Origin of the sequence: Streptomyces sp. NPDC048718 (assembly GCF_043198875.1) — a bacterium.
GTDB lineage: Bacteria > Actinomycetota > Actinomycetes > Streptomycetales > Streptomycetaceae > Streptomyces.
The window spans coordinates 61,996-81,643 of record NZ_JBICVG010000022.1 but is presented as its reverse complement, the minus strand read 5'-3'; the positions used below and the strand labels follow the sequence as shown (position 1 = coordinate 81,643).

Below are 19,648 nucleotides of genomic sequence, written 5' to 3'. Positions count from 1 at the left end.
CCCCCCCCCCCCCCCCCCCCCCCCCCCCCCCCCCCCCCCCCCCCCCCCCCCCCCCCCCCCCCCCCCCCCCCCCCCCCCCCCCCCCCCCCCCACGGCCGTGTCCGGGCCCGGTTCGGGCGCGGTCCGGGCCCGGACACGGCCCCATGGCCGCCGAGCCCCCGACGCACTGATCCATGCAAAGCCGCGCAATGTTTCGCCGTCTGTGTGACGCGCGCGCAATGATCGACCGGCCCGTTGCAAGAACCCTGCGTTACACCCGCGAAGTGCGAGGGCTTAGGCTCATCCCTCGTACCAAGAGTGACGAAAGACCGTCTGCTCGGCGGTCCCCCCATGTCCTCATGGGCTTTCCCGGCATGCCCGGACACCGCCGCGGGTCTTCCGCCTCGTCGACAGGCAGTGAAGAAGGAGCCCTCGCAGTGCTCGACCCCGGCGCGGTCCCATCGGCCGCGGACACCGAAGCCCCGCCTGCCCGCATCCCCTCGTGGCTGGCCGTTCTCATCCGACGCAAGCCGGTGGAACGCCTGGTCATGGAGGGTGGCCAGGGTGAGGGCGGCACACTGCGCCGCTCCCTCTCGATGTGGCAGCTGACCATGATCAGCATCGGTGCCACGCTCGGCACCGGCATCTTCGTCGTGCTCGGCGAGGCCGTCCCCAAGGCCGGTCCCGCGGTCACCCTCGCCTTCGTCCTCGCCGGACTCACCGCGCTCTTCTCGGCCCTGTCGTACGCCGAACTCGCCGGCACGATCCCCGTCGCCGGCTCCTCCTACTCGTACGCGTACGCAACGCTGGGCGAATTCATCGCCTGGATCTGCGGTTGGTGCCTGCTCCTGGAGTACGGCGTGTCCGTCGCCGCCGTGGCCGTCGGCTGGGGCGACTACCTCAACGAACTGCTCGACGGCACCCTCGGTGTCACCCTCCCGGCCGCGCTCTCCGCGCCGCCCGGCGAAGGCGGCGTGTTCAACCTGCCCGCCCTGATCGTCGTCGTCCTCGCCATGCTCTTCCTGCTCGGCGGCGCCCGGGAGTCCGCCCGGGCCAACACGATCATGGTCTTCGTGAAGTTCGCCTCCCTGGCGCTCTTCTGCGCGGTCGGCTTCCTCGGCTTCAAGTCCGGCAACTTCTCCGACTTCATGCCGCTCGGCCGGGAGAGCGTCGGCATCGCCGGTGCCGTCCTGTTCTTCTCCTACATCGGCTTCGACGCCGCCTCCACGGCGGGCGAGGAGGCCAAGAACCCCCAGCGCGACCTGCCCCGGGCGATCATGCTGTCGCTGGTGATCGTCACCACGCTGTACGTGCTGGTGTCGGTCGTCGCCATCGGCGCCTGGGACTGGCGGAAGTTCGAGGGCTCGGAGGCGTCCCTCGCCGCGATCATGCACGACGTGACCGGCACGAGCGTCTGGGGCACCGTGCTCGCCGCGGGCGCGGTCGTCTCCATCGCCAGCGTCGTCCTCACCGTGCTCTACGGCCAGACCCGCATCCTCTTCGCGATGTCCCGCGACGGCCTCATGCCGAAGGTGTTCGCCCGGGTCCACCCGAAGACCAAGACCCCGCGGGTCAACACCCTGATCGTCTCGCTCGTCTGCGGCGCCCTCGCCGCCGCCGTCCCGCTCGGCGAACTGGTCAACGCCACCAGCATCGGTACGCTCTTCGCGTTCTGCCTGGTCAACGTCGCCGTCGTGGTGCTCCGCTACACCCGCAAGGACATGCCCCGCTCGTTCAAGGTCCCGCTCGGACCGCTCTTCCCGGTCCTCGGCTTCATAGCCTGCGCGTACAGCATGTGGAATCTCGACCTGGTCACCTGGAAGTGGTTCGGCGGCTGGATGGCCTTCGGTCTCGTGGTCTACTTCCTGTACGGCATCCGCCGCTCGAAACTGGCCACGGCAGAGAAATGATCCACCCGTAGTGCGACTCAACGACCTCGACGAACGCATCGTCCACGCCCTCGCGGAAGACGCCCGCCGCAGCTACGCCGACATCGGCTCGCTCGTCGGCCTGTCGGCGCCCGCCGTCAAGCGGCGGGTGGACCGGCTCCGGGCCGAGGGTGCCATCACCGGCTTCACCGTACGGGTGGACCCGGCGGCGCTCGGCTGGGAGACCGAGGGGTACGTCGAGATCTTCTGCCGCCACAACACCTCGCCGGAGGACATCCGGCGAGGTCTGGAGCGCTACCCCGAGGTGGCCTCGGCGTCGACGGTCACCGGTGACGCCGACGCGCTCGTCCAGGTCTTCGCCTCCGACATGCGCCACTTCGAGCGGGTCCTGGAGCGCATCGCGGGCGAGCCCTTCGTGGAGCGCACCAAGTCCGTCCTGGTGCTGTCGCCGCTGCTGCGGCGCTTCTCCTCGGGCTCGCCCTCGTAGCCCTCGCGACTCCCGTAGCCCTCTTGTTCCTCGTCATGCGGTCATGCGGCCCCCACCAGGGTTCCCGGCGAGCCGAAGCGAGTCGAAACGCGTCGAGTCGCGGTAAGTCGCGCCGGGTCGGGCCGGGGCGAGAGTGAGGCGGTGCGGGCCGTGGTTCCCGCACCGCCGTCCTCGCCCGCCCACCCCCGTGGGGCGGTCTGAAGGGCCTGTCCGGCGGATCCGGGGCCGGGGCCGGGGGGCGGTGATCCGGCCCTCGGATCCGCTGGACAGAGCTGGTAAGCCACCGGTGCCGGCGGCTGTTTTCGTACGACGGTTCATGGCCTCGCGGTCCCTTCGAAGAGACCGTCCGACCTCTCGCCCGGACGTCCCCTACTCTTCCGCGCCGCCCTTGTCCGGACATCGCGCCGCGGGACGGTTCCGGTCTCCCCCGTACGGCGGGGGAGGGGCTCCTGCCAGGGGTGGAGCAGGCCCGTCCGGGTACGCGCAACGAATCACCGGCACGGCTGAAGATCACGCAACGGTTCGACGGTCGGTCCGCAACAGTCGTGCCTTGTCGGGGTCGGAGGCGGAAACGTACCGTTCTAGCCAACCTCCCCGTGACCTCGCGTTTCCGCGAGCGAGCGGCCCTGCCCACGACCCTGCGAGGACCGCCCATGCCCGCGCTGCGCACGGCCCTGCTCCAGAGTTCCGGCGAGCCCGGCGACGTGGCCGCCAACCTGGAGATCCTCGACGAGGCCGCGGCCCGCGCGGCGCGGGCCGGCGCCGGGCTGCTGCTCGCCCCCGAGCTCTTCCTCACCGGTTACGCGATCGGCGACGCCGTGACCCGGCTGGCGGAAACCGCCGACGGCCCGTCCGCCCGCGCGGCCGCCGCGATCGCCGCCCGCCACGGTCTGGCCGTCGGCTACGGCTACCCCGAGCGCGACCCCGAGCGGCCCGGCGTCCTCTACAACGCCGCGTGGCTCTTCGGTCCCGACGGCGCCCCGCTCGCCCACTACCGCAAGACCCATCTCTTCGGCGACGGCGAGCGGGAGTGGTTCACCCCGGGCGACGCGAGCGTCGTCCAGGCCCGGCTCGGCGGCCTGACGATCGGTCTGATGATCTGCTACGACGTGGAGTTCCCGGAGAACGTCCGGGCGCACGCACTGGCCGGCACCGACCTCCTGCTGGTGCCGACCGCCCTCATGCACCCGGCCGAGATCGTGCCGGAATCGGTCGTCCCCGTGCGGGCCTTCGAGAACCAGCTCTACCTGGCGTACGCCAACCGCACCGGCCCCGAGGGCGACTTCGAGTTCGTCGGCCTGTCCACGCTCGCCGGGCCGGACGGCACGGCCCGGGCGCGCGCCGGACGGGGCGAGGACCTGGTGTTCGGTGAGGTCGACCCGGAGTTCCTGGCGGTCTCCCGCGCGGAGAACCCCTACCTGCGCGATCGCCGACCCGGTCTGTACGGCGCCCTCGCCGAAGGCTGAGACGGGGCCGGCCCCTCCTCGTCCCCGGCCGCGGACCCGGCCCGGTTCCGGGCCTCCCGGTCCCGTTCACCGTCCGCACGCCACCGGTCCGCGCCGGGCCGCGCGCCGCTTTCCCGTACCCGCTCCACCTGCCTCACCCGTATCCGTGCAAGGAGTCCGTACCCCATGACGTCCACGGTGCCCACCGCCGTCCAGCACACCGACGGCCAGCCGCCGATCACCATGTTCGGTCCGGACTTCCCGTACGCCTACGACGACTTCCTGGCCCATCCGGCCGGTCTGGGGCAGATCCCGGCGACCGAGTTCGGCGCCGAGGTGGCCGTGATCGGCGGCGGTCTGTCCGGGATCATCGCCGCCTACGAGCTGATGAAGATGGGCCTGAAGCCCGTCGTGTACGAGGCCGACCGGATCGGCGGCCGGCTGCGCACCGTCGGCTTCGAGGGCCCGGAGACCGAGGGACTGACCGCCGAGATGGGCGCGATGCGCTTCCCGCCCTCCTCCACCGCGCTCCAGCACTACATCGACTTGGCCGGCCTCGCGACCAGGCCCTTCCCGAACCCGCTGGCCGAGTCCACCCCGTCGACCGTCGTCGATCTCAAGGGCGAGTCGCACTACGCCGAGACCATCGACGACCTGCCGCAGGTCTACCGGGACGTCGCCCGGGCCTGGAGCGACTGCCTGGAGGAGGGCGCCGACTTCTCCGACATGAACCGCGCCCTGCGCACGCGCGACGTGCCGCGCATCCGCGAGATCTGGTCCCGGCTCGTCGAGAAGCTCGACAATCAGACGTTCTACGGCTTCCTCTGCGAGTCCGAGGCCTTCAAGTCCTTCCGCCACCGCGAGATCTTCGGACAGGTCGGCTTCGGCACCGGCGGCTGGGACACCGACTTCCCCAACTCCATCCTGGAGATCCTGCGGGTCGTCTACACCGAGGCGGACGACCACCACCGCGGCATCGTCGGCGGCTCGCAGCAGCTGCCGCTGCGGCTGTGGGAGCGCGAGCCGGCGAAGATCGTCCATTGGGCGCCGGGCACCTCCCTGCGGTCGCTGCACGAGCGCGGCGAACCGCGGCCGGCCGTCACCCGGCTGACCCGCGCCGCCGGGAACCGGATCACCGTCACCGACACCTCCGGCGACATCCGTACGTACCGGGCGGCCGTCTTCACCGCCCAGTCCTGGATGCTGCTGTCCAAGATCGCCTGCGACGACTCGCTCTTCCCGATCGACCACTGGACGGCGATCGAGCGCACCCACTACATGGAGAGCTCCAAGCTCTTCGTCCCCGTCGACCGGCCGTTCTGGCTGGACAAGGACGAGAAGACCGGGCGGGATGTCATGTCGATGACCCTCACCGACCGGATGACCCGGGGGACGTACCTGCTGGACGACGGACCGGACAAGCCGGCCGTCATCTGCCTGTCGTACACCTGGTGCGACGACAGCCTCAAGTGGCTTCCGCTGTCCGCCGCCGAGCGGATGGAGGTCATGCTGAAGTCGCTCGGCGAGATCTACCCCGATGTCGACATCCGGTCGCATGTCATCGGCAACCCGGTCACGGTCTCCTGGGAGAACGAGCCCTACTTCATGGGCGCCTTCAAGGCCAATCTGCCGGGTCACTACCGCTACCAGCGGCGTCTGTTCACGCACTTCATGCAGGACCGGCTGCCCGAGGACAAGCGGGGCATCTTCCTGGCGGGCGACGACATCTCGTGGACGGCCGGCTGGGCCGAGGGCGCGGTGCAGACGGCGCTCAACGCGGTGTGGGGCGTGATGCACCACTTTGGCGGGGCGACCGATCCGTCCAACCCGGGACCGGGTGACGTCTACGACGAGATCGCCCCGGTCGAGCTGCCGGAGGACTGAGGGATCGGCCCCGGCCCGGGAGCCGTGCCTCAGGAGCCGAGAGCCGAGAGCCGAGAGCCGCGGGCTCAGGGCCGCCGGGCGAGGGGCGTGAGCATCATCCGCCCCACCAGGCCCACCGAGCGGTCGAGGCGCTCGGCGAACTCCTCGGCCAGCGCGGGCAGCCGCCGCAGCTGCCACAGCGTGCGCGCGGCGACCCAGGCTCCCTCGCGGGCCCGCTCCAGACTCCAGCAGCCGAGCAGATGGGTGAGCGGGTCCGCGACCTCCAGCGGGTCCGGGCCCGGCATCAGTTCCTCCCGGACGCGTTCCTCCATGAGGACGAGGACGTCGCCGACCCGGTCGAACTCGTCCTCCAGGTCCGCGGGCGCGCAGTCCAGGGCCCGGCTGGTGTCGACCACGGCGAGCGCCAGATCGTGTCCGATGTGCGCGTTGATCCCGGCCAGCGCGAACTGGAGCGGCAGCACCCCGGGATGGCGCCGCTGGTCGAACAGCGGCCGCCAGCAGGCGGGCGGCGCGCCGCCCGCCTGGACGGCGTCGACGGCCGCGAGATAGCGCTCGGCGAACCGTACGTCGAGAGTGGCGGCGGCCTCCGGGTCGGCGAAGGTACCGGCCTCGATGGCCCGGCCGATCTCCTCGGTGACGGTCAGATAGACCCGGTTGAACACGGCGACCCCGTCGGCCGGATTCCATGTCCCGCGCAGCGCCCGCATCCGCTCCACCACGGGGTCGACCGACCGGAACGGCCCGATCGGCCCGCTGCTCCATTCCTCCGGCGGCGCGGGAGGCACTCCCTCCGCCCGTTCGCCGGGCCGCCGGGTGAGCCGTTCGGTGGATCGCGCCGCGGTCCGCTGGGTCTGTGCCATGGGGGCAGATAAACAGCAGCCGGGCCCGGGAGGGGACTCCACAGGCCCGGCTTCGCCGGATCGGACGAAAATCGTCAGCTCTTCGAGGTGTCCTCGGAACCGCTCTCGTACGAGCTGGTACCGGAGTCGAGCAGCGGCTCCTGCTGCTTCATGTGGGCCGGGGCGAAGGCGCGCAGCACGTGGTAGCCGGTGATGACGACCAGGGTGCCGAGCGCGATGCCGCCCAGTTCGAAGGTGTCGGTGAAGGTCAGCTTCACACCGCCGACGCCGATGATGATGCCGGCCGCGGTGGGCACCAGGTTGAGCGGGTTGCGCAGGTCGACCTTGGCGTTGATCCAGATCTGGGCGCCGAGCAGGCCGATCATGCCGTACAGGATCACGGTGATGCCGCCGAGCACACCACCGGGGATGGCGGCGACGACCGCGCCGAACTTCGGGCACAGACCGAACAGCAGCGCGAAGCCGGCGGCGGCCCAGTAGGCGGCGGTGGAGTAGACCCGGGTGGCGGCCATGACGCCGATGTTCTCGGAGTACGTGGTGTTCGGCGGGCCGCCCACGGCGGTGGACAGCATGGAGCCGACGCCGTCGGCGGCGATCGCGGTGCCGAGCTTGTCGTCCAGCGGGTTGCCGGTCATCTCGCCGACGGCCTTGACGTGACCGGCGTTCTCCGCGATGAGCGCGATGACGACGGGCAGCGCGACCAGGATCGCGGACCACTCGAAGCTGGGGCCGTGCAGGGAGGGCAGACCGAACCAGTCGGCCTTGGAGACACCGGAGAGGTCCAGCCGCCAGTGGTCGGCGACCTCACCGCCGCCGGTCGCCGAATGGATCTTCCCGAAGACCAGGTCGGAGACCCAGGAGAGGCCGTAGCCGAAGACCAGGCCGAGGAAGATCGCGATACGCGACCAGAAACCGCGCAGACAGACCACCGCGAGGCCGGTGAACAGCATGGTGAACAGGGCCGTCCACTGGTCCTGCGGCCAGTAGACGGACGCGGTGACCGGCGCCAGGTTGAAGCCGATCAGCATGACGACGGCGCCGGTGACCACCGGCGGCATGGCCGCGTGGATGATCCGCGCGCCGAACTTCTTCACCGCGAGACCCGCGAGGAACAGCGCCGCGCCGACCACGAACACCGCGCCGGTCACGGTGGCGCTGCTGCCGCCGGAGGCCCGGATCGCCGCGGCGACACCCACGAAGGAGAGCGAGCAGCCCAGGTAGGAGGGGACGGTGCCGCGGGTCGCGAGCAGGAAGATCACGGTGGAGACACCGGACATCATGATCGCGAGGTTCGGGTCCAGACCCATGAGGACCGGGGCGACGAACGACGCGCCGAACATCGCGACCACGTGCTGGGCGCCGAGCCCGATCGTCCGCGGCCAGGTCAGCCGTTCGTCCGGCCGGACGACGGCCCCGGGAGCCGGCGTCCTCCCGTCGCCGTGCAGGGTCCAGCGCACGCCGAGCCTCATGTGGTCGCTCCAGTTCTCAGGGTCCGGTGACTCCCGGCCCCGTCGTGTCGGGACCGAAAAAGATCAGCCATATGGTAATGCCGCGCGAGACGGCCGACCGACCGGTGCGTACGGTGGTCGGCCGCCTTGTGCCCGGAGCCTGTCAGCCAACCTCCTCCGATGCCCGTGACCGCGCCGCGCCGACCGCCTCGCGGGTACGTGTCCGAAGCACCCCGGCGGCCGGTACCAGACCGAACGCGAGCAGTGTGACCAGCGAGAACGAGACGACGAGGCTGGTCGCGTCGGCGATCTGGCCGATCGCGGAGGGGGCCAGGAGACCCGAGGCGTATGTGATGGTGGCGACACCCGCGATGGCCTGGCTGGGATTCGGCCCGCTGCGTCCGGCGGCGGCGAAGGCGAGCGGGACCACCACCGCGACACCGAGCCCGATCAGTCCGAATCCGGCCATCGCGAGGACGGCGTGCGGGGCGGTCACCACGAGCACCCCGCCGAGGCCCGCGACGAGGCCCCCGGTCCGTACGGTGCGCACCGCGCCGAACCGGTCCACCACCCGGTCGCCGGCGAACCGCGCCACGGCCATGGTGAGGGCGAAGGCGGTGGTGGACGCGGCGGCCAGGCCGGCCGAGGTACCCAGCTCGCCCTTCAGATAGACCGCCGACCAGTCCATGCTCGCCCCCTCCGCGAACACCGCGCAGAACCCCACGGCGCCGATGATCAGGGCGGACTTCGGCGGCAGCGCGAAGCGCGGCGGGGCCTCCTCGTCGGTGCCGCCGCGTAGGTCGAGCACCCCCTGGCAGCAGACCAGACCGAGCGCGGTGAGGATCAGGGCGGCCATCAGATGGTGCAGCCGGGCGTCCGTGCCGAGGTGGGCGGCGACGGTGCCGGCGGCCGAGCCGATCAGCGCGCCCGCGCTCCACATGCCGTGCAGACCGGACATGATCGAACGGCCGAGCCGGGTCTCGGTCTCCACGCCGAGCGCGTTCATGCTGACGTCGGACATGCCGGCGGTGGCGCCGAAGACGAGGAGCGCGGCGCCCAGGGTGTAGACGTTCGGTGCGAGCGAGGGCAGCGTCAGGGCGAGGGTCCACAGGGCGAGGAGCCCGCGCAGGGCCGTCTTGGCGCCGATCCGGTGATTGACCGCGCCCGCGAGCGGCATCGCGAGCGAGGCGCCGATCGCCGGGAAGGCCAGCGCGAGCCCGAGCTGTCCGGCGCTGACGCCCGCGTGTTCCTGGATCCACGGGATCCGGGTCGCGAAGCTTCCGGTGACCGCGCCGTGGACGCAGAAGACGGCGGCGATGGCGTACCTCGCCCGCCGCAGTCCTGGTGTGGTGCCGGTCCTGTCCATCGTTCCCTCCCTGGATACCCCTGGACGCGCGGGTGCGCAGCGCGGGGCACGGCCGCGCGCCGGGCTCGTGCCGCGGCAGCGGTCGCGGTCGCAGTCGAGCTGTGCTGTGTCGTGGTGTGCGGAAGTGGGTGCCGTGCGGGGAGCCGTGCCGAGCCGTGTCGAGTCGGGTCGAGCGGAGCCGGGTCCGCGCCGCGTCCGCGTCGACGCTGCGCCGCGTAAACTATCAGGAACCCTGCCTGATAAATAGAAGCGCGGGAGCGCCGATGGGGTACGGGCATCTGAGAGGATCACCGCATGGCCGCATCCCCGAGCACCGCCCGGGCCCTCAACGACCGGCTCGCCCTGCGTCTGCTCCAGGACGCCGGCCCGTTGACGGCGACCCAGCTGAAGACGCTCACCGGGCTCTCCCGCCCCACCGTCGCCGACCTCGTGGACCGGCTCCAGACCGGCGGCCTCGTGCATGTCGTCGGCGAGGCCGGGGTCCGGCGGCGCGGCCCCAACGCCCGGCTCTACGGGATCGTGGCCGACCGCGCGCATCTCGCCGCGCTGGATGTGCGCACCCGTTCCGTCTCCGTCGTCGTCGCCGACCTCCTGGGCACCACCCTCGCCGAGGCCACCCTGCCCATCGACGGCGGCGCCCCCGGACCCGCCGCCGAGCGGGCCGTGGAACTCCTCGAACGCACCGCCCGCGCGGCCGGCGCCGCCCGGCTGCACAGTGTCGCCGTCGGCGCGCCCGGTCTGATCGACCCGGCCACCCGCCAGCTGCGGGACACCGCGAAACTCCCCGAGTGGCACCGGCTCCTGGTCGCCGCGCTCCAGCAGCGCCTGCCCGCCACCGTCGTGGTGGAGAACGAGGTCAATCTGGCCGCCGTCGCCGAACTCCGCGAAGGCGCCGCCCGCGACGGCGACGGCAGCAGCGGTGACGGCAGCGGTGACGGCAGGGGGGAGAGCGGCGCCCCGGCCGGCCCCGGCCGCGACACCTTCGTCCTGCTCTGGCTCGGCCAGGGCATCGGCGCCGCCGTCGTCCTCGACGGACGGCTGCGCCGCGGGGCCTCCGGCGGCGCGGGCGAGATCGGCTTCCTGCCCGTGCCGGGCACCTCCGGGCTGCCCTCGGCACACGGCTGCGACGGCGGCTTCGACGAGCTGGCCTGCGCCGCCGCCATCGACGCCCTGGCCCGTACCCACGGCCTCGACCCCGCCACGGCCCTGGAGTCCGGGCATCCGGCCTTCCTGGACGAGCTCGCCGGCCGGCTCGCCCTCGGCGCGGCCTCGGTCGCCGCCGTCCTCGACCCCGGCCGCGTGATCCTCGCCGGCGAGACCGGCCACCGCGGCGGGCCGGACCTCGCCGCCCGTGTCGAGGCCCGCCTCGCCACGCTCTCCCCGCTGCGCACCGAGGTCCGCGCCACCGCCCTCGGCGACACCGCGATCCTGCGCGGCGCCCTGCTCACCGCGCGCGACGCGGCCCAGGAAGCCCTCTTCCCGTAAGGCCGAAGGGCCGGCCGTATGTCCGTATGTCCGTTTGCCCGCAGGGGTGAAGACGCGCCGCGCGCCCGCGCCGCATCCCGGGGAGGAGGGATGCGGCGCGGGCGCGCGGGGTGCGGACGAGTCGGGCCCGGCGGCGGCAAGGGCCGTGAAACCGCCGCCGGGAGTTTCGGCGAAGAGCCCGGGGGCCTTCAGTGAGCCGGCGTCGTCAGCAGGCGCCGAGGTCCTGCCAGACGCCCCAGTCGCCGGTCGTGCCCGGCTCCTCGTTCTGGGTCCACCACTTGGCCTTCCAGGTGTGGCCCTTGTGGGAGACGGTCTGGCCCGCGTTGTAGACCGTGCCGGCCGTGTACGCCGCCGCGGCGCAGCCCGCGGGCGGAGTGGTCGGCGGGGTCGTGGTCGGCGGGGTCGTGGGCGGCGTCGTCGGCGGGGTCGTGGGCGGGGTCGTCGGCGGCGTGGTCGGGGGAGTGGTGGGCGTCGTGCCCGGCTCCACCGTCGTCGTGCCGCGCGCCAGGTCCCCGGCGAGCGCGTACGCCGTCCCGTTGATCGTCACCGTCCAGTTCGAGGGCGTCGACACCGGCAGGTAGTAGTTGAACGCCAGGTCCACCGAGGCGCCGGGGGCGAGCGTCTGCCACGCCGGGAGCTTGAGCGACACCCGCTGGAAGTCGCCCTTCAGCCCGCCCACGTTGCTGCCCGTGTGGCCGCTGCTGATCACCTTCGTACCGAAGCCGGACTGGTCGGAGGCGTTGTCCGGCGCCGAGGTGCCGTAGTCGAACTGGAACTCCGTGCCGCCCGGCAGCGTCGTGGCCGTGTTGTTGGTGATCTTCAGCTTCGGGGTGATCGGGTAGTTGGAGTCGCCCAGCTTGAAGCCGCCGAACTCCACGGCCACGTTCACGGCCCGGTCCGGCGTCGTCCCGCCCGCCTTTCGCGCGCCGTACGGGGTGGCCGCCTTGAACTTGTCGTACATCAGCGAGGTGAGCGTCGAGCCCATGTCGTACTGGCCCTTGGCCGCGTTCCAGCCGTAGTCGCCGGCCAGCTCCCACACCATCGTGCCGCCGATGCCCCGGTCGACGACGTAGTCGGCCTTCGCGGCCACCGACTGCTCGTCCTCCGTGGACAGGAAGACCTTCTTCTCGGCGTTCCACAGCCACGGGGCGACCAGCGTCGCGTCGTACTTGCGGGCGTAGGTGCCGGTCAGCTTGGTGTCGGCGGGGAATCCGTACCGGGTGACGTAGTCACCGACGATCCCCTTCTCCAGGTTCTTGGCGTGCCACATCGGGTTGGATCCGGCGGGCGACTCCTTGCCGGCGGTGTCCTTGTCGTGCCACAGGTTGTCGATGCCGGACGCGCCGTCGCCGCACTTGGTCAGGCCGGAGCCGGCCGGGCAGGTGCTCGCGGCGGCCCGGCCCCACAGGCCGTCGGTGCCGCCCTGCACGTTCTTGTGGCCGCGGGTGTAGTACGGCAGGCCGATGTTGATCCGGCCGGCCGGCATCGAGCCGCGGAAGTAGTGGTACGCCCAGTCGGTGTTGAGGTAGCCGATGCTTCCGTACTGCGCCGAGCCGTAGACGTTGGCGGCGGCGAGTTCGGCGTCCTTGCCGTCGTCGAACAGGGAGGCGTTCGGGCCGACGTACTCGTTCCAGGCGCCGTGCAGGTCGTAGGACATGATGTTGACGTAGTCCAGATACCTCTGCATCTGGAAGGTCTCCATGCCGCGCAGCAGATAACCGGAGGAGGGCGCGGCGACGGTCAGCAGGTAGTGCCGGCCGTCGGCGGCGCCGGCCCGGTCGAGCTTCTCGCGCAGCGACTTCATCAGGGCCGCGTAGCCCTGGACGAGTCCCGCGCGGCGGCCGTTGGCGAGCTGCCAGTCCAGCGGGTTGCCCGCGTCCTTCATCGTCGTCGGGTACTCGTAGTCGATGTCGACGCCGTTGAAGCCGTACTTCCGGATGAAGTCGACGGCGGAGTTCGCGAAGGTGTCGATCCCGGTCTGGTTGACCGATCCGTCGGCGTTGGTGGCCATCGAGTAGAAGCCGCCGGAGTCCACCCGGCCGCCCTTGTCGTCGAAGTAGCCGCCGGTCTCCGCCCAGCCGCCGACCGAGATCAGCGTCTTCACGTTCGGGTGCTGCTTCTTGAACTTGTTGAGCAGGTTGAAGTGGCCCTTGTACGGGTACGCGGGGTCCATCTCGGCGCCCGCGACACCGGGCCAGGTCATCCCGGTGGCCGCGTTGTCGGGGCCGTCGGTGCCCACCGACAGCTTGTTGTCGCCGCCGACGTGACCGAAGGCGTAGTTGACGTGGGTGACCTTGTCCCACGGGATGTCGGAGGCCAGATAGGCGGGCTCGCCGTTCTTGCCGGTGCGCCAGCCGGTGAAGTAGCCGATGACGCGGCGCTGGTGGTCGGTGCCCATCTTCTCGCGGCCGTCGGCGTCGTAGACCGAGCAGTAGGGGACGTCGACGCCCGGGGTCCGGTACAGGCCGTCGGGGCGGCAGGACTCGTTGTCGGCGGCGTACGAGACACCGCCGGAGGCGAGGGAGCCGAGGAGCAGTCCGGCGACGGCCGCACCGGAAGCGAGCAGCGAGGCCCTCTTCTTCGTGGGGGAGAACACGATCGGGTTCCTCCAGGGGAGGTCGGGCGGAACACAACGAACAGGGGGTGGGTCGTGTCGAGGCCCGCGGAGTGCGCACACCGCCAGGGCCGTTCCTCGGAGGTGACTCGGAGATTAAGAGGACTAGACCAGAGCGTCAATAGGTCTGGACCAAAGGTGGCACGTGCGGGTCGGGCGGGGGGATGGGTCAGGGATCCGCTCGATATGTGAGTCACGCCACAAGGGTCGCCCGTCTGGTCGGACGCGGCGCGGGGCGTGGCACACTGGCCCTGTATCAGCAGCAGCGCACTCCGGGGTCGGTGTAATTCCGAACCGGCGGTTATAGTCCGCGACCCGTCCGCAGCCAGCGGCCGGTTGACCAGGCGAAATTCCTGGACCGACGGTGAAAGTCCGGATGGGAGGCAGTGCGCGGCGGGTGACCCCTCGGTCGAGGGGTGTGCCGGCCGTACGTCCGCTGGTCGCCGTACCCGCTTCTTCAGCCGGGTCCATCAGGCGTACCAGGGGATCCGGCCTCGGCGCATCCTGCGCGAGGTGTCTCTTCCGCTCTCTGTCGTCATCGACAGGCCCCGGAGTCCGTGCCCGAAGAGGCAGGAGGACCCGGTGGCCACCCAGGCCGACATCACCGCCATGCGGCGCGCGAGCACCCTCGCCGCCCGCGGTCTCGGCTTCACCCGCCCCGCCGCCGTCGTCGGCCGTGTCGTCGGTGTCGCCCCCGGCCGTCCGGCCTGCGGGGACACCGCCTACGTCACCCTCGCATCCCGCGCCCCCGCCCTCGCCGGCCCGTTCGCCGTCATGGCACCCGCGGCGCCCGCGGCCCTCGACGGCGCCGGAATCACCACCCTCACGGACGCGTTGCGGCTCGACATGAGCGAGACCGCGCACGCCGGATCCGACCTCCGGGCGACCGCCGTACCCCGCGCCGACGCGCCCAGCACCAGCACCAGCGCCGGTACCGGCGCCGCCACCGCCGCCGGAGCGCCGAGCGGGCCCGCTGCCGCGACCCGCGCCGCCGTCTTCGCCGCACCGCGCACCGCACCGCCCGCCGAACTGTCCCCCGACACCGTCCAGGGAGTCTGACCGTGTTCACCGGAATCGTCGAAGAACTGGGCGAGGTCGTCGCCGTCGAGCAGCTGCCCGACGCCTCCCGCTTCCGCCTGCGCGGCCCGCTGGTCACCGAGGGCGCCCGGCACGGCGACTCGATCGCCGTCAACGGCGTCTGCCTCACGGTCGTCGAGACCGCCGACGGCGAGTTCACCGCCGACGTGATGGCCGAGACCCTGAAGCGCTCCTCCCTCGGAGTCCTCACGACCGGCTCCCGCGTCAACCTGGAGCGGCCCACGGCCGTCGGCGGACGCCTCGGCGGCCACATCGTCCAGGGCCACGTGGACGGCACCGGCACCATCCTCAGGCGCGAGCCCTCCGAGCACTGGGAGGTCGTCACCGTCGGCCTGCCCGCCCGGCTCGCCCGCTACGTCGTCGAGAAGGGCTCCATCACCGTCGACGGCGTCAGCCTCACCGTCGTCGAGGCCGGCGACGAGCACTTCACCATCAGCCTCATCCCCACCACCCTCGCGCTGACCACGCTCGGCATCAAGCAGCCCGGCGACCCGGTCAACCTCGAAGTGGACGTCATCGCCAAGTACGTCGAGCGGCTGCTCGGCCCGAACGCCCAGGAGAACGTCAAGTGAACTGGCTCAACTCCGAGGCGTTCACCGTCCTCGGCCAGCACATCCTGTGGTCCGACATGATCGGCAACACCATCGGTCTGGTCGCCCTCGCCCTCGGCTGGCGCCGCTCCATCCTCACCTGGCCCACCCAGCTGCTCTCCGGTGTCGTCCTCGTCGGCGCCTACGCCTCCGCCCACCTCTCCGGCGGCGTCGGCAAGCAGCTCCTCGTCATCGGCGTCGCCGTCTGGGGCTGGTGGCAGTGGAACCGGGGCAGGCAGCACGCCCAGGACGGCTCGCTCGCCGTCCGCTTCGCGACCTGGAAGGAGCGCGGGCTGCTGCTGGCCGGCGCGGCCCTCGGCACCCTCGCCGTCGGCGGCCTGTTCACTCTCTACCCGTCGCTGTCCTGGAGCCCGTGGGCCGACGCGTACATCTTCGTCGGGACCCTCGTCGCGATGGTCGCCCAGGCCCGCGGCCTGGTCGAGTTCTGGTTCGCCTGGCTCCTCGTCGACCTCGTCGGCGTCCCGCTCGCCTTCCACAGCGGCCTCGCCTTCTCCGGCATGGTCTACGTCGTCTACTTCGCCCTCGTCCTGTGGGGCATGCGCGACTGGTGGCTGCGGTCGCGGACCGCCCCCGTCCTGGAAGGAGCCCACGCATGAGCACCCGCACCACGCCCGCCGGCCCCCTTTCCGCCGTGCCGAACCCGCTCGCCGAGGCTCCCGGGAACGGGCTCTGGGACACCTCCGACCTCGCCCTCGACCCCGTCGAGCAGGCCATCGCGGACATCGCCGCCGGCCGTCCCGTCGTGGTCGTGGACGACGAGGACCGCGAAAACGAGGGCGACCTCGTCATCGCCGCGGAGAAGGTCACCCCCGAGGTCGTCGCCTTCATGATGAGCGAATGCCGGGGCCTGATCTGCGCGCCCATGGAGGGCGCCGAACTCGACCGCCTCCGGCTGCCGCAGATGGTCGACCAGAACACCGAGGCGATGCGGACCGCGTTCACCGTCTCCGTCGACGCGAGCCCCGTCCACGGCGTCACCACCGGCATCTCGGCCGCCGACCGCGCCACCACCCTGCGGATGCTGGCCGCCGGTACGTCCGAGCCCGGCGACTTCGTCCGCCCCGGCCATGTCTTCCCGCTGCGGGCCCGGCCCGGCGGTGTGCTGACCCGCCCCGGCCACACCGAGGCCGCCGTCGACCTGGCCAGGCTCGCCGGGCTCCGTCCGGCCGGCGCGATCGTCGAGATCGCGGGCGAGGACGGGGTGATGCTGCGGCTGCCCGAGCTGGTGCCGTTCGCCCGCAAGCACGGTCTGACGATCGTCTCCATCGAGGACCTGATCGCCTACCGGCGCTCCGCCGAGCCCCTCGTACGCCGGGAGGCCGAAGTCCGGCTGCCCACCGCGTACGGCGAGTTCACGGCGTACGGCTACCGCTCCACCACCGACGGCGTCGAGCACGTCGCCCTCGTCCACGGCGACCTCGGCGACGGCGAGGACATCCTGGTCCGGATCCACTCCGAGTGCCTGACCGGCGACGTCTTCCACTCGCTGCGCTGCGACTGCGGCCCCCAGCTCCAGGCGGCCATGGAACGGATCACCGAGGCCGGCCGAGGGGTCGTCGTCTATCTGCGCGGCCACGAGGGCCGGGGCATCGGGCTGCTGTCCAAGCTCCGGGCGTACGAACTCCAGGAACGCGGCCGCGACACCCTCGATGCCAATCTGGAACTCGGCCTGCCCGCCGACGCCCGCGACTACGCGGCCGGCGCGCGGATCCTCGCCGACCTCGGGGTCCGCAGCCTGCGGCTGCTCACCAACAACCCCGACAAGACCGCCGCCCTCACCCGGCACGGCCTCGACGTCACCGGCCGCGAGGCGATGGAGGTCCAGGCGGACGAGCACAACCTCCGCTACCTGCGCACCAAGCGGGACCGGATGGGGCACGACCTGCCCTGGCTGGACGGCACGGCGACCGGCACCCATCCCCAGTAACACCGGCCCCAGTAACACCGGCGGAGCCGGCGGACAGAGCCGCCACCGGGCGGCGACATGACACCGCGCGACAGCACGCCGGCCGGATGGCAAGAACACAGCAAGGAGAGACATGAGCGGCAAGGGCGCACCCGTCCTCAGCGTGAAGAACTGCGGCGACCTGCGCGTCGCGATCGTCGCGGCCCAGTGGCACGAGAAGATCATGGACGGCCTCGTCGACGGCGCCCTGCGCGCCCTCAAGGAGTTCGGCATCGAGGAGCCCACCCTGCTGCGCGTCCCGGGCAGCTTCGAACTCCCCGTCGTGGCCAAGGCGCTCGCCGGACGCGGCTACGATGCGGTCGTGGCGCTCGGCGTCGTCATCCGCGGCGGCACGCCGCACTTCGAGTACGTGTGCCAGGGCGTCACCCATGCCCTCGCCCAGGTCGCCGTCGACACCGGCGTACCCGTCGGATTCGGTGTCCTGACCTGCGACACCGAGGAACAGGCCCTGGACCGGGCCGGCCTCGAAGGGTCCCACGAGGACAAGGGCCACGAGGCCGTGACCGCCGCCGTCGCCACCGCGACCACGCTGCGCACGGTCAGCGAACCCTGGCGCTGAGGCGCGAGCCCGTACCCCGTACCCTGAGGACATCATGGCGAACAAAACCTTCGAAGAGCTCTTCACCGAGCTCAAGAACAAGGCCGAGACCGGCGACCCGGCGACCTCCCGTACGGCGGAACTGGTCGGCAAGGGCGTCCATGCCATCGGCAAGAAGGTCGTCGAGGAGGCCGCCGAGGTCTGGATGGCCGCCGAGTACGAGGGCAAGGAAGCCGCCGCCGAGGAGATCTCGCAGCTGCTGTACCACGTCCAGGTGATGATGGTCGCCCGCGGGATCTCGCTCGACGACGTGTACGCCCATCTCTGATCCGCCCGCCCCTTGAGGAGTCTCTCCGGCAAGGGGCCGGCCGCGCGCACCGCGCGTCTCCCGCACCACCCGTTCCGACGTACGACCTCTGAGGCAAAGGAAGCCCACCCCATGCTGCGCATCGCCGTCCCCAACAAGGGTTCCCTCTCCGGACCTGCGATGGAGATGCTCCATGAGGCGGGCTACCGGCAGCGCAAGGAGTCCAAGGAACTCGTCACCGTCGACCCGGACAACGACGTGGAGTTCTTCTACCTCCGTCCCAAGGACATCGCGATCTACGTGGCGTCCGGCCGGCTCGACATCGGCATCACCGGCCGCGACCTGCTCCTGGACTCCGCCGCCGACGCCGAGGAGATCCTGCCGCTGAACTTCGGCCGCTCGACCTTCCGCTACGCCACCCGTCCGGGCACCGCGACCGGTCCCAAGGACTTCCACGGCATGACGATCGCCACCTCCTACGAGGGCATCGTCGCCAAGCACCTGGCCGAGCAGGGCATCGAGGCCTCCGTCGTCCACCTGGACGGCGCCGTCGAGACCGCGATCCAGCTGGGCGTCGCCCAGATCATCGCGGACGTCGTCGAGACCGGCACCAGCCTGCGCAACGCCGGCCTGGAGGTCATCGGCGACCCGATCCTCACCTCCGAGGCCGTGGTCGTCCGCCGGGCCGGCGCCCCCACCGACGACCCCAAGGTGCAGCAGTTCCTGCGCCGCCTCCAGGGCGTCCTGGTCGCCCGCAGCTACGTGATGATGGACTACGACTGCCGCGCCGAGCACCTGGAGCAGGCCGTCGCCCTCACCCCCGGCCTGGAGTCCCCGACCGTCTCGCCGCTGCACAACGAGGGCTGGGTCGCGGTCCGCGCCATGGTCCCGTCCCGCGAGGCGCAGAAGGTCATGGACGACCTGTACGAGCTGGGCGCCCGCGCCATCCTCACCACGGCCATCCACGCCTGCCGGCTCTGACACCGGCCACGGGCCGCGCGTACACGGGCGGATCCCGCGTACGCGCGCCCGCGCCCGTGCCGGTGTCATCGCGCCCCGAGCCGGCGCACCGCTCGTACACGGATCGCACCGATCACACCGAACGCGCGGGTCGCACCGATCGTCCGGATCGGGATCACCTCGCCCGCCCCGCTCGCCCGCTCGTCCCGCCCGCACCGAAAGCCGGATCACCCGCATGACCGACACCAGCGCACCCGCCCTCCCGGTCACCTTCCGGCCGGCCCGCACCCGGATCGTCCTGCTGACCTCCGCGGTGGCGATGTTCCTCGTCATCAGTGCCGTCGGCATGATGCTGGAGGGGCTGTCGCCGGGCGAGCGGACGAGTTTCGTCTTCATAGCCGCGCTCTTCGCCGGTGTCCTGGTCATGCTCAGCCGGCCCAAGGTCGTCGCCGACGAGGAGGGTGTGACGGTCGTCAACATCACCCGGGTCCGGCGGCTCGCGTGGGCGGAGATCCTGCGGGTCAACCTGCGCCCCGGCGACCCCTGGGTGTTCCTCGACCTGAGCGACGGCACCAGCATGCCGGTACTCGGCATCCAGCCCGGCATCGCCAAGGGCCGGGCCATAGAGGACGCCCGCGCGCTGCGCGCCCTCGCCGACAGCCACGGCACCGGGCGCGAGACCTCCTGACCCCGGGTCCGATCCCCGCGCCG

The 19,648-nt window shown here is 71.7% G+C and carries 17 protein-coding genes and 1 riboswitch; of the genes, 13 read left to right on the top strand and 4 right to left on the bottom strand.

Annotated elements, in window-relative coordinates:
- Positions 1-416: 416 nt before the first annotated feature.
- The 4 genes from ACGFRB_RS30985 (at position 417) to ACGFRB_RS30970 (ending at position 5,684) form a co-directional block, all read left to right on the top strand.
- Positions 417-1,889, top strand: a complete 1,473-nt coding sequence (locus tag ACGFRB_RS30985) for an amino acid permease (RefSeq protein ID WP_393247781.1) — start codon at positions 417-419, stop codon at positions 1,887-1,889.
- Between the two features lie 10 nt (positions 1,890-1,899).
- Positions 1,900-2,355 carry an Lrp/AsnC family transcriptional regulator gene (locus ACGFRB_RS30980; protein WP_361238103.1) on the top strand — a complete coding sequence of 152 codons (456 nt, stop codon included), beginning with the start codon at positions 1,900-1,902 and terminating at the stop codon, positions 2,353-2,355.
- 653 nt (positions 2,356-3,008) lie between these two features.
- Positions 3,009-3,821, top strand: coding sequence for a carbon-nitrogen hydrolase family protein (locus ACGFRB_RS30975; RefSeq protein WP_393247779.1), 813 nt, complete (start codon positions 3,009-3,011; stop codon positions 3,819-3,821).
- Positions 3,822-3,986: 165 nt separating this feature from the next.
- Positions 3,987-5,684, top strand: coding sequence for a flavin monoamine oxidase family protein (locus ACGFRB_RS30970; protein ID WP_393247777.1), 1,698 nt, complete (start codon positions 3,987-3,989; stop codon positions 5,682-5,684).
- 65 nt (positions 5,685-5,749) lie between these two features.
- Here the strand turns inward: ACGFRB_RS30970 and ACGFRB_RS30965 are convergent, their stop codons facing one another.
- The 3 genes from ACGFRB_RS30965 to ACGFRB_RS30955 all read right to left on the bottom strand — a co-directional run bounded on the left by ACGFRB_RS30965 (position 5,750) and on the right by ACGFRB_RS30955 (position 9,358).
- Positions 5,750-6,544, bottom strand: a complete 795-nt coding sequence (locus ACGFRB_RS30965; RefSeq protein WP_393247775.1) for a DUF5995 family protein — start codon at positions 6,542-6,544, stop codon at positions 5,750-5,752.
- A 74-nt stretch (positions 6,545-6,618) separates the two neighbouring features.
- Complete coding sequence (locus tag ACGFRB_RS30960) at positions 6,619-8,013, bottom strand: solute carrier family 23 protein (protein WP_363010002.1); 1,395 nt, start codon at positions 8,011-8,013, stop codon at positions 6,619-6,621.
- 142 nt (positions 8,014-8,155) lie between these two features.
- Positions 8,156-9,358: an MFS transporter gene (locus ACGFRB_RS30955; RefSeq protein ID WP_363010004.1), complete on the bottom strand. Its 1,203-nt coding sequence runs from the start codon at positions 9,356-9,358 to the stop codon at positions 8,156-8,158.
- Between the two features lie 294 nt (positions 9,359-9,652).
- Here ACGFRB_RS30955 and ACGFRB_RS30950 point away from each other — a divergent pair, with 294 nt between their 5' ends.
- Positions 9,653-10,843 (top strand): ROK family transcriptional regulator, encoded by a 1,191-nt coding sequence (locus ACGFRB_RS30950; RefSeq protein ID WP_393247773.1) that lies wholly within the window; start codon positions 9,653-9,655, stop codon positions 10,841-10,843.
- 205 nt (positions 10,844-11,048) lie between these two features.
- Here the strand turns inward: ACGFRB_RS30950 and ACGFRB_RS30945 are convergent, their stop codons facing one another.
- The gene (locus ACGFRB_RS30945; protein WP_393247771.1) at positions 11,049-13,439 is read right to left on the bottom strand and encodes a chitinase C-terminal domain-containing protein; all 2,391 of its coding nucleotides are present in this window, start codon (positions 13,437-13,439) and stop codon (positions 11,049-11,051) included.
- 281 nt (positions 13,440-13,720) lie between these two features.
- Positions 13,721-13,851, top strand: a riboswitch (FMN riboswitch).
- 188 nt (positions 13,852-14,039) lie between these two features.
- Here ACGFRB_RS30945 and ACGFRB_RS30940 point away from each other — a divergent pair.
- The 8 genes from ACGFRB_RS30940 to ACGFRB_RS30905 all read left to right on the top strand — a co-directional run bounded on the left by ACGFRB_RS30940 (position 14,040) and on the right by ACGFRB_RS30905 (position 19,625).
- Positions 14,040-14,516: a hypothetical protein gene (locus ACGFRB_RS30940; protein WP_393247769.1), complete on the top strand. Its 477-nt coding sequence runs from the start codon at positions 14,040-14,042 to the stop codon at positions 14,514-14,516.
- A gap of 2 nt (positions 14,517-14,518) precedes the next feature.
- The gene (locus ACGFRB_RS30935) at positions 14,519-15,127 is read left to right on the top strand and encodes a riboflavin synthase (protein ID WP_363010012.1); all 609 of its coding nucleotides are present in this window, start codon (positions 14,519-14,521) and stop codon (positions 15,125-15,127) included.
- Positions 15,128-15,183: 56 nt separating this feature from the next.
- Positions 15,184-15,762 (top strand): nicotinamide mononucleotide transporter family protein, encoded by a 579-nt coding sequence (locus ACGFRB_RS30930; RefSeq protein ID WP_363010105.1) that lies wholly within the window; start codon positions 15,184-15,186, stop codon positions 15,760-15,762.
- Positions 15,759-17,093 (top strand): bifunctional 3,4-dihydroxy-2-butanone-4-phosphate synthase/GTP cyclohydrolase II, encoded by a 1,335-nt coding sequence (locus ACGFRB_RS30925; RefSeq protein ID WP_393247767.1) that lies wholly within the window; start codon positions 15,759-15,761, stop codon positions 17,091-17,093. The genes ACGFRB_RS30930 and ACGFRB_RS30925 overlap by 4 nt, the downstream gene beginning before the upstream one ends.
- A 112-nt stretch (positions 17,094-17,205) precedes the next feature.
- On the top strand, positions 17,206-17,691 hold the full coding sequence (gene ribH, locus ACGFRB_RS30920; protein WP_363010016.1) for a 6,7-dimethyl-8-ribityllumazine synthase: 486 nt from the start codon (positions 17,206-17,208) through the stop codon (positions 17,689-17,691).
- Between the two features lie 34 nt (positions 17,692-17,725).
- Positions 17,726-17,998 (top strand): phosphoribosyl-ATP diphosphatase, encoded by a 273-nt coding sequence (locus ACGFRB_RS30915; protein ID WP_361232567.1) that lies wholly within the window; start codon positions 17,726-17,728, stop codon positions 17,996-17,998.
- Positions 17,999-18,109: 111 nt separating this feature from the next.
- Positions 18,110-18,958 carry an ATP phosphoribosyltransferase gene (hisG, locus tag ACGFRB_RS30910; protein WP_361232564.1) on the top strand — a complete coding sequence of 283 codons (849 nt, stop codon included), beginning with the start codon at positions 18,110-18,112 and terminating at the stop codon, positions 18,956-18,958.
- A gap of 214 nt (positions 18,959-19,172) precedes the next feature.
- Complete coding sequence (locus ACGFRB_RS30905; protein ID WP_363010019.1) at positions 19,173-19,625, top strand: PH domain-containing protein; 453 nt, start codon at positions 19,173-19,175, stop codon at positions 19,623-19,625.
- The last annotated feature ends 23 nt before the right edge of the window (positions 19,626-19,648 follow it).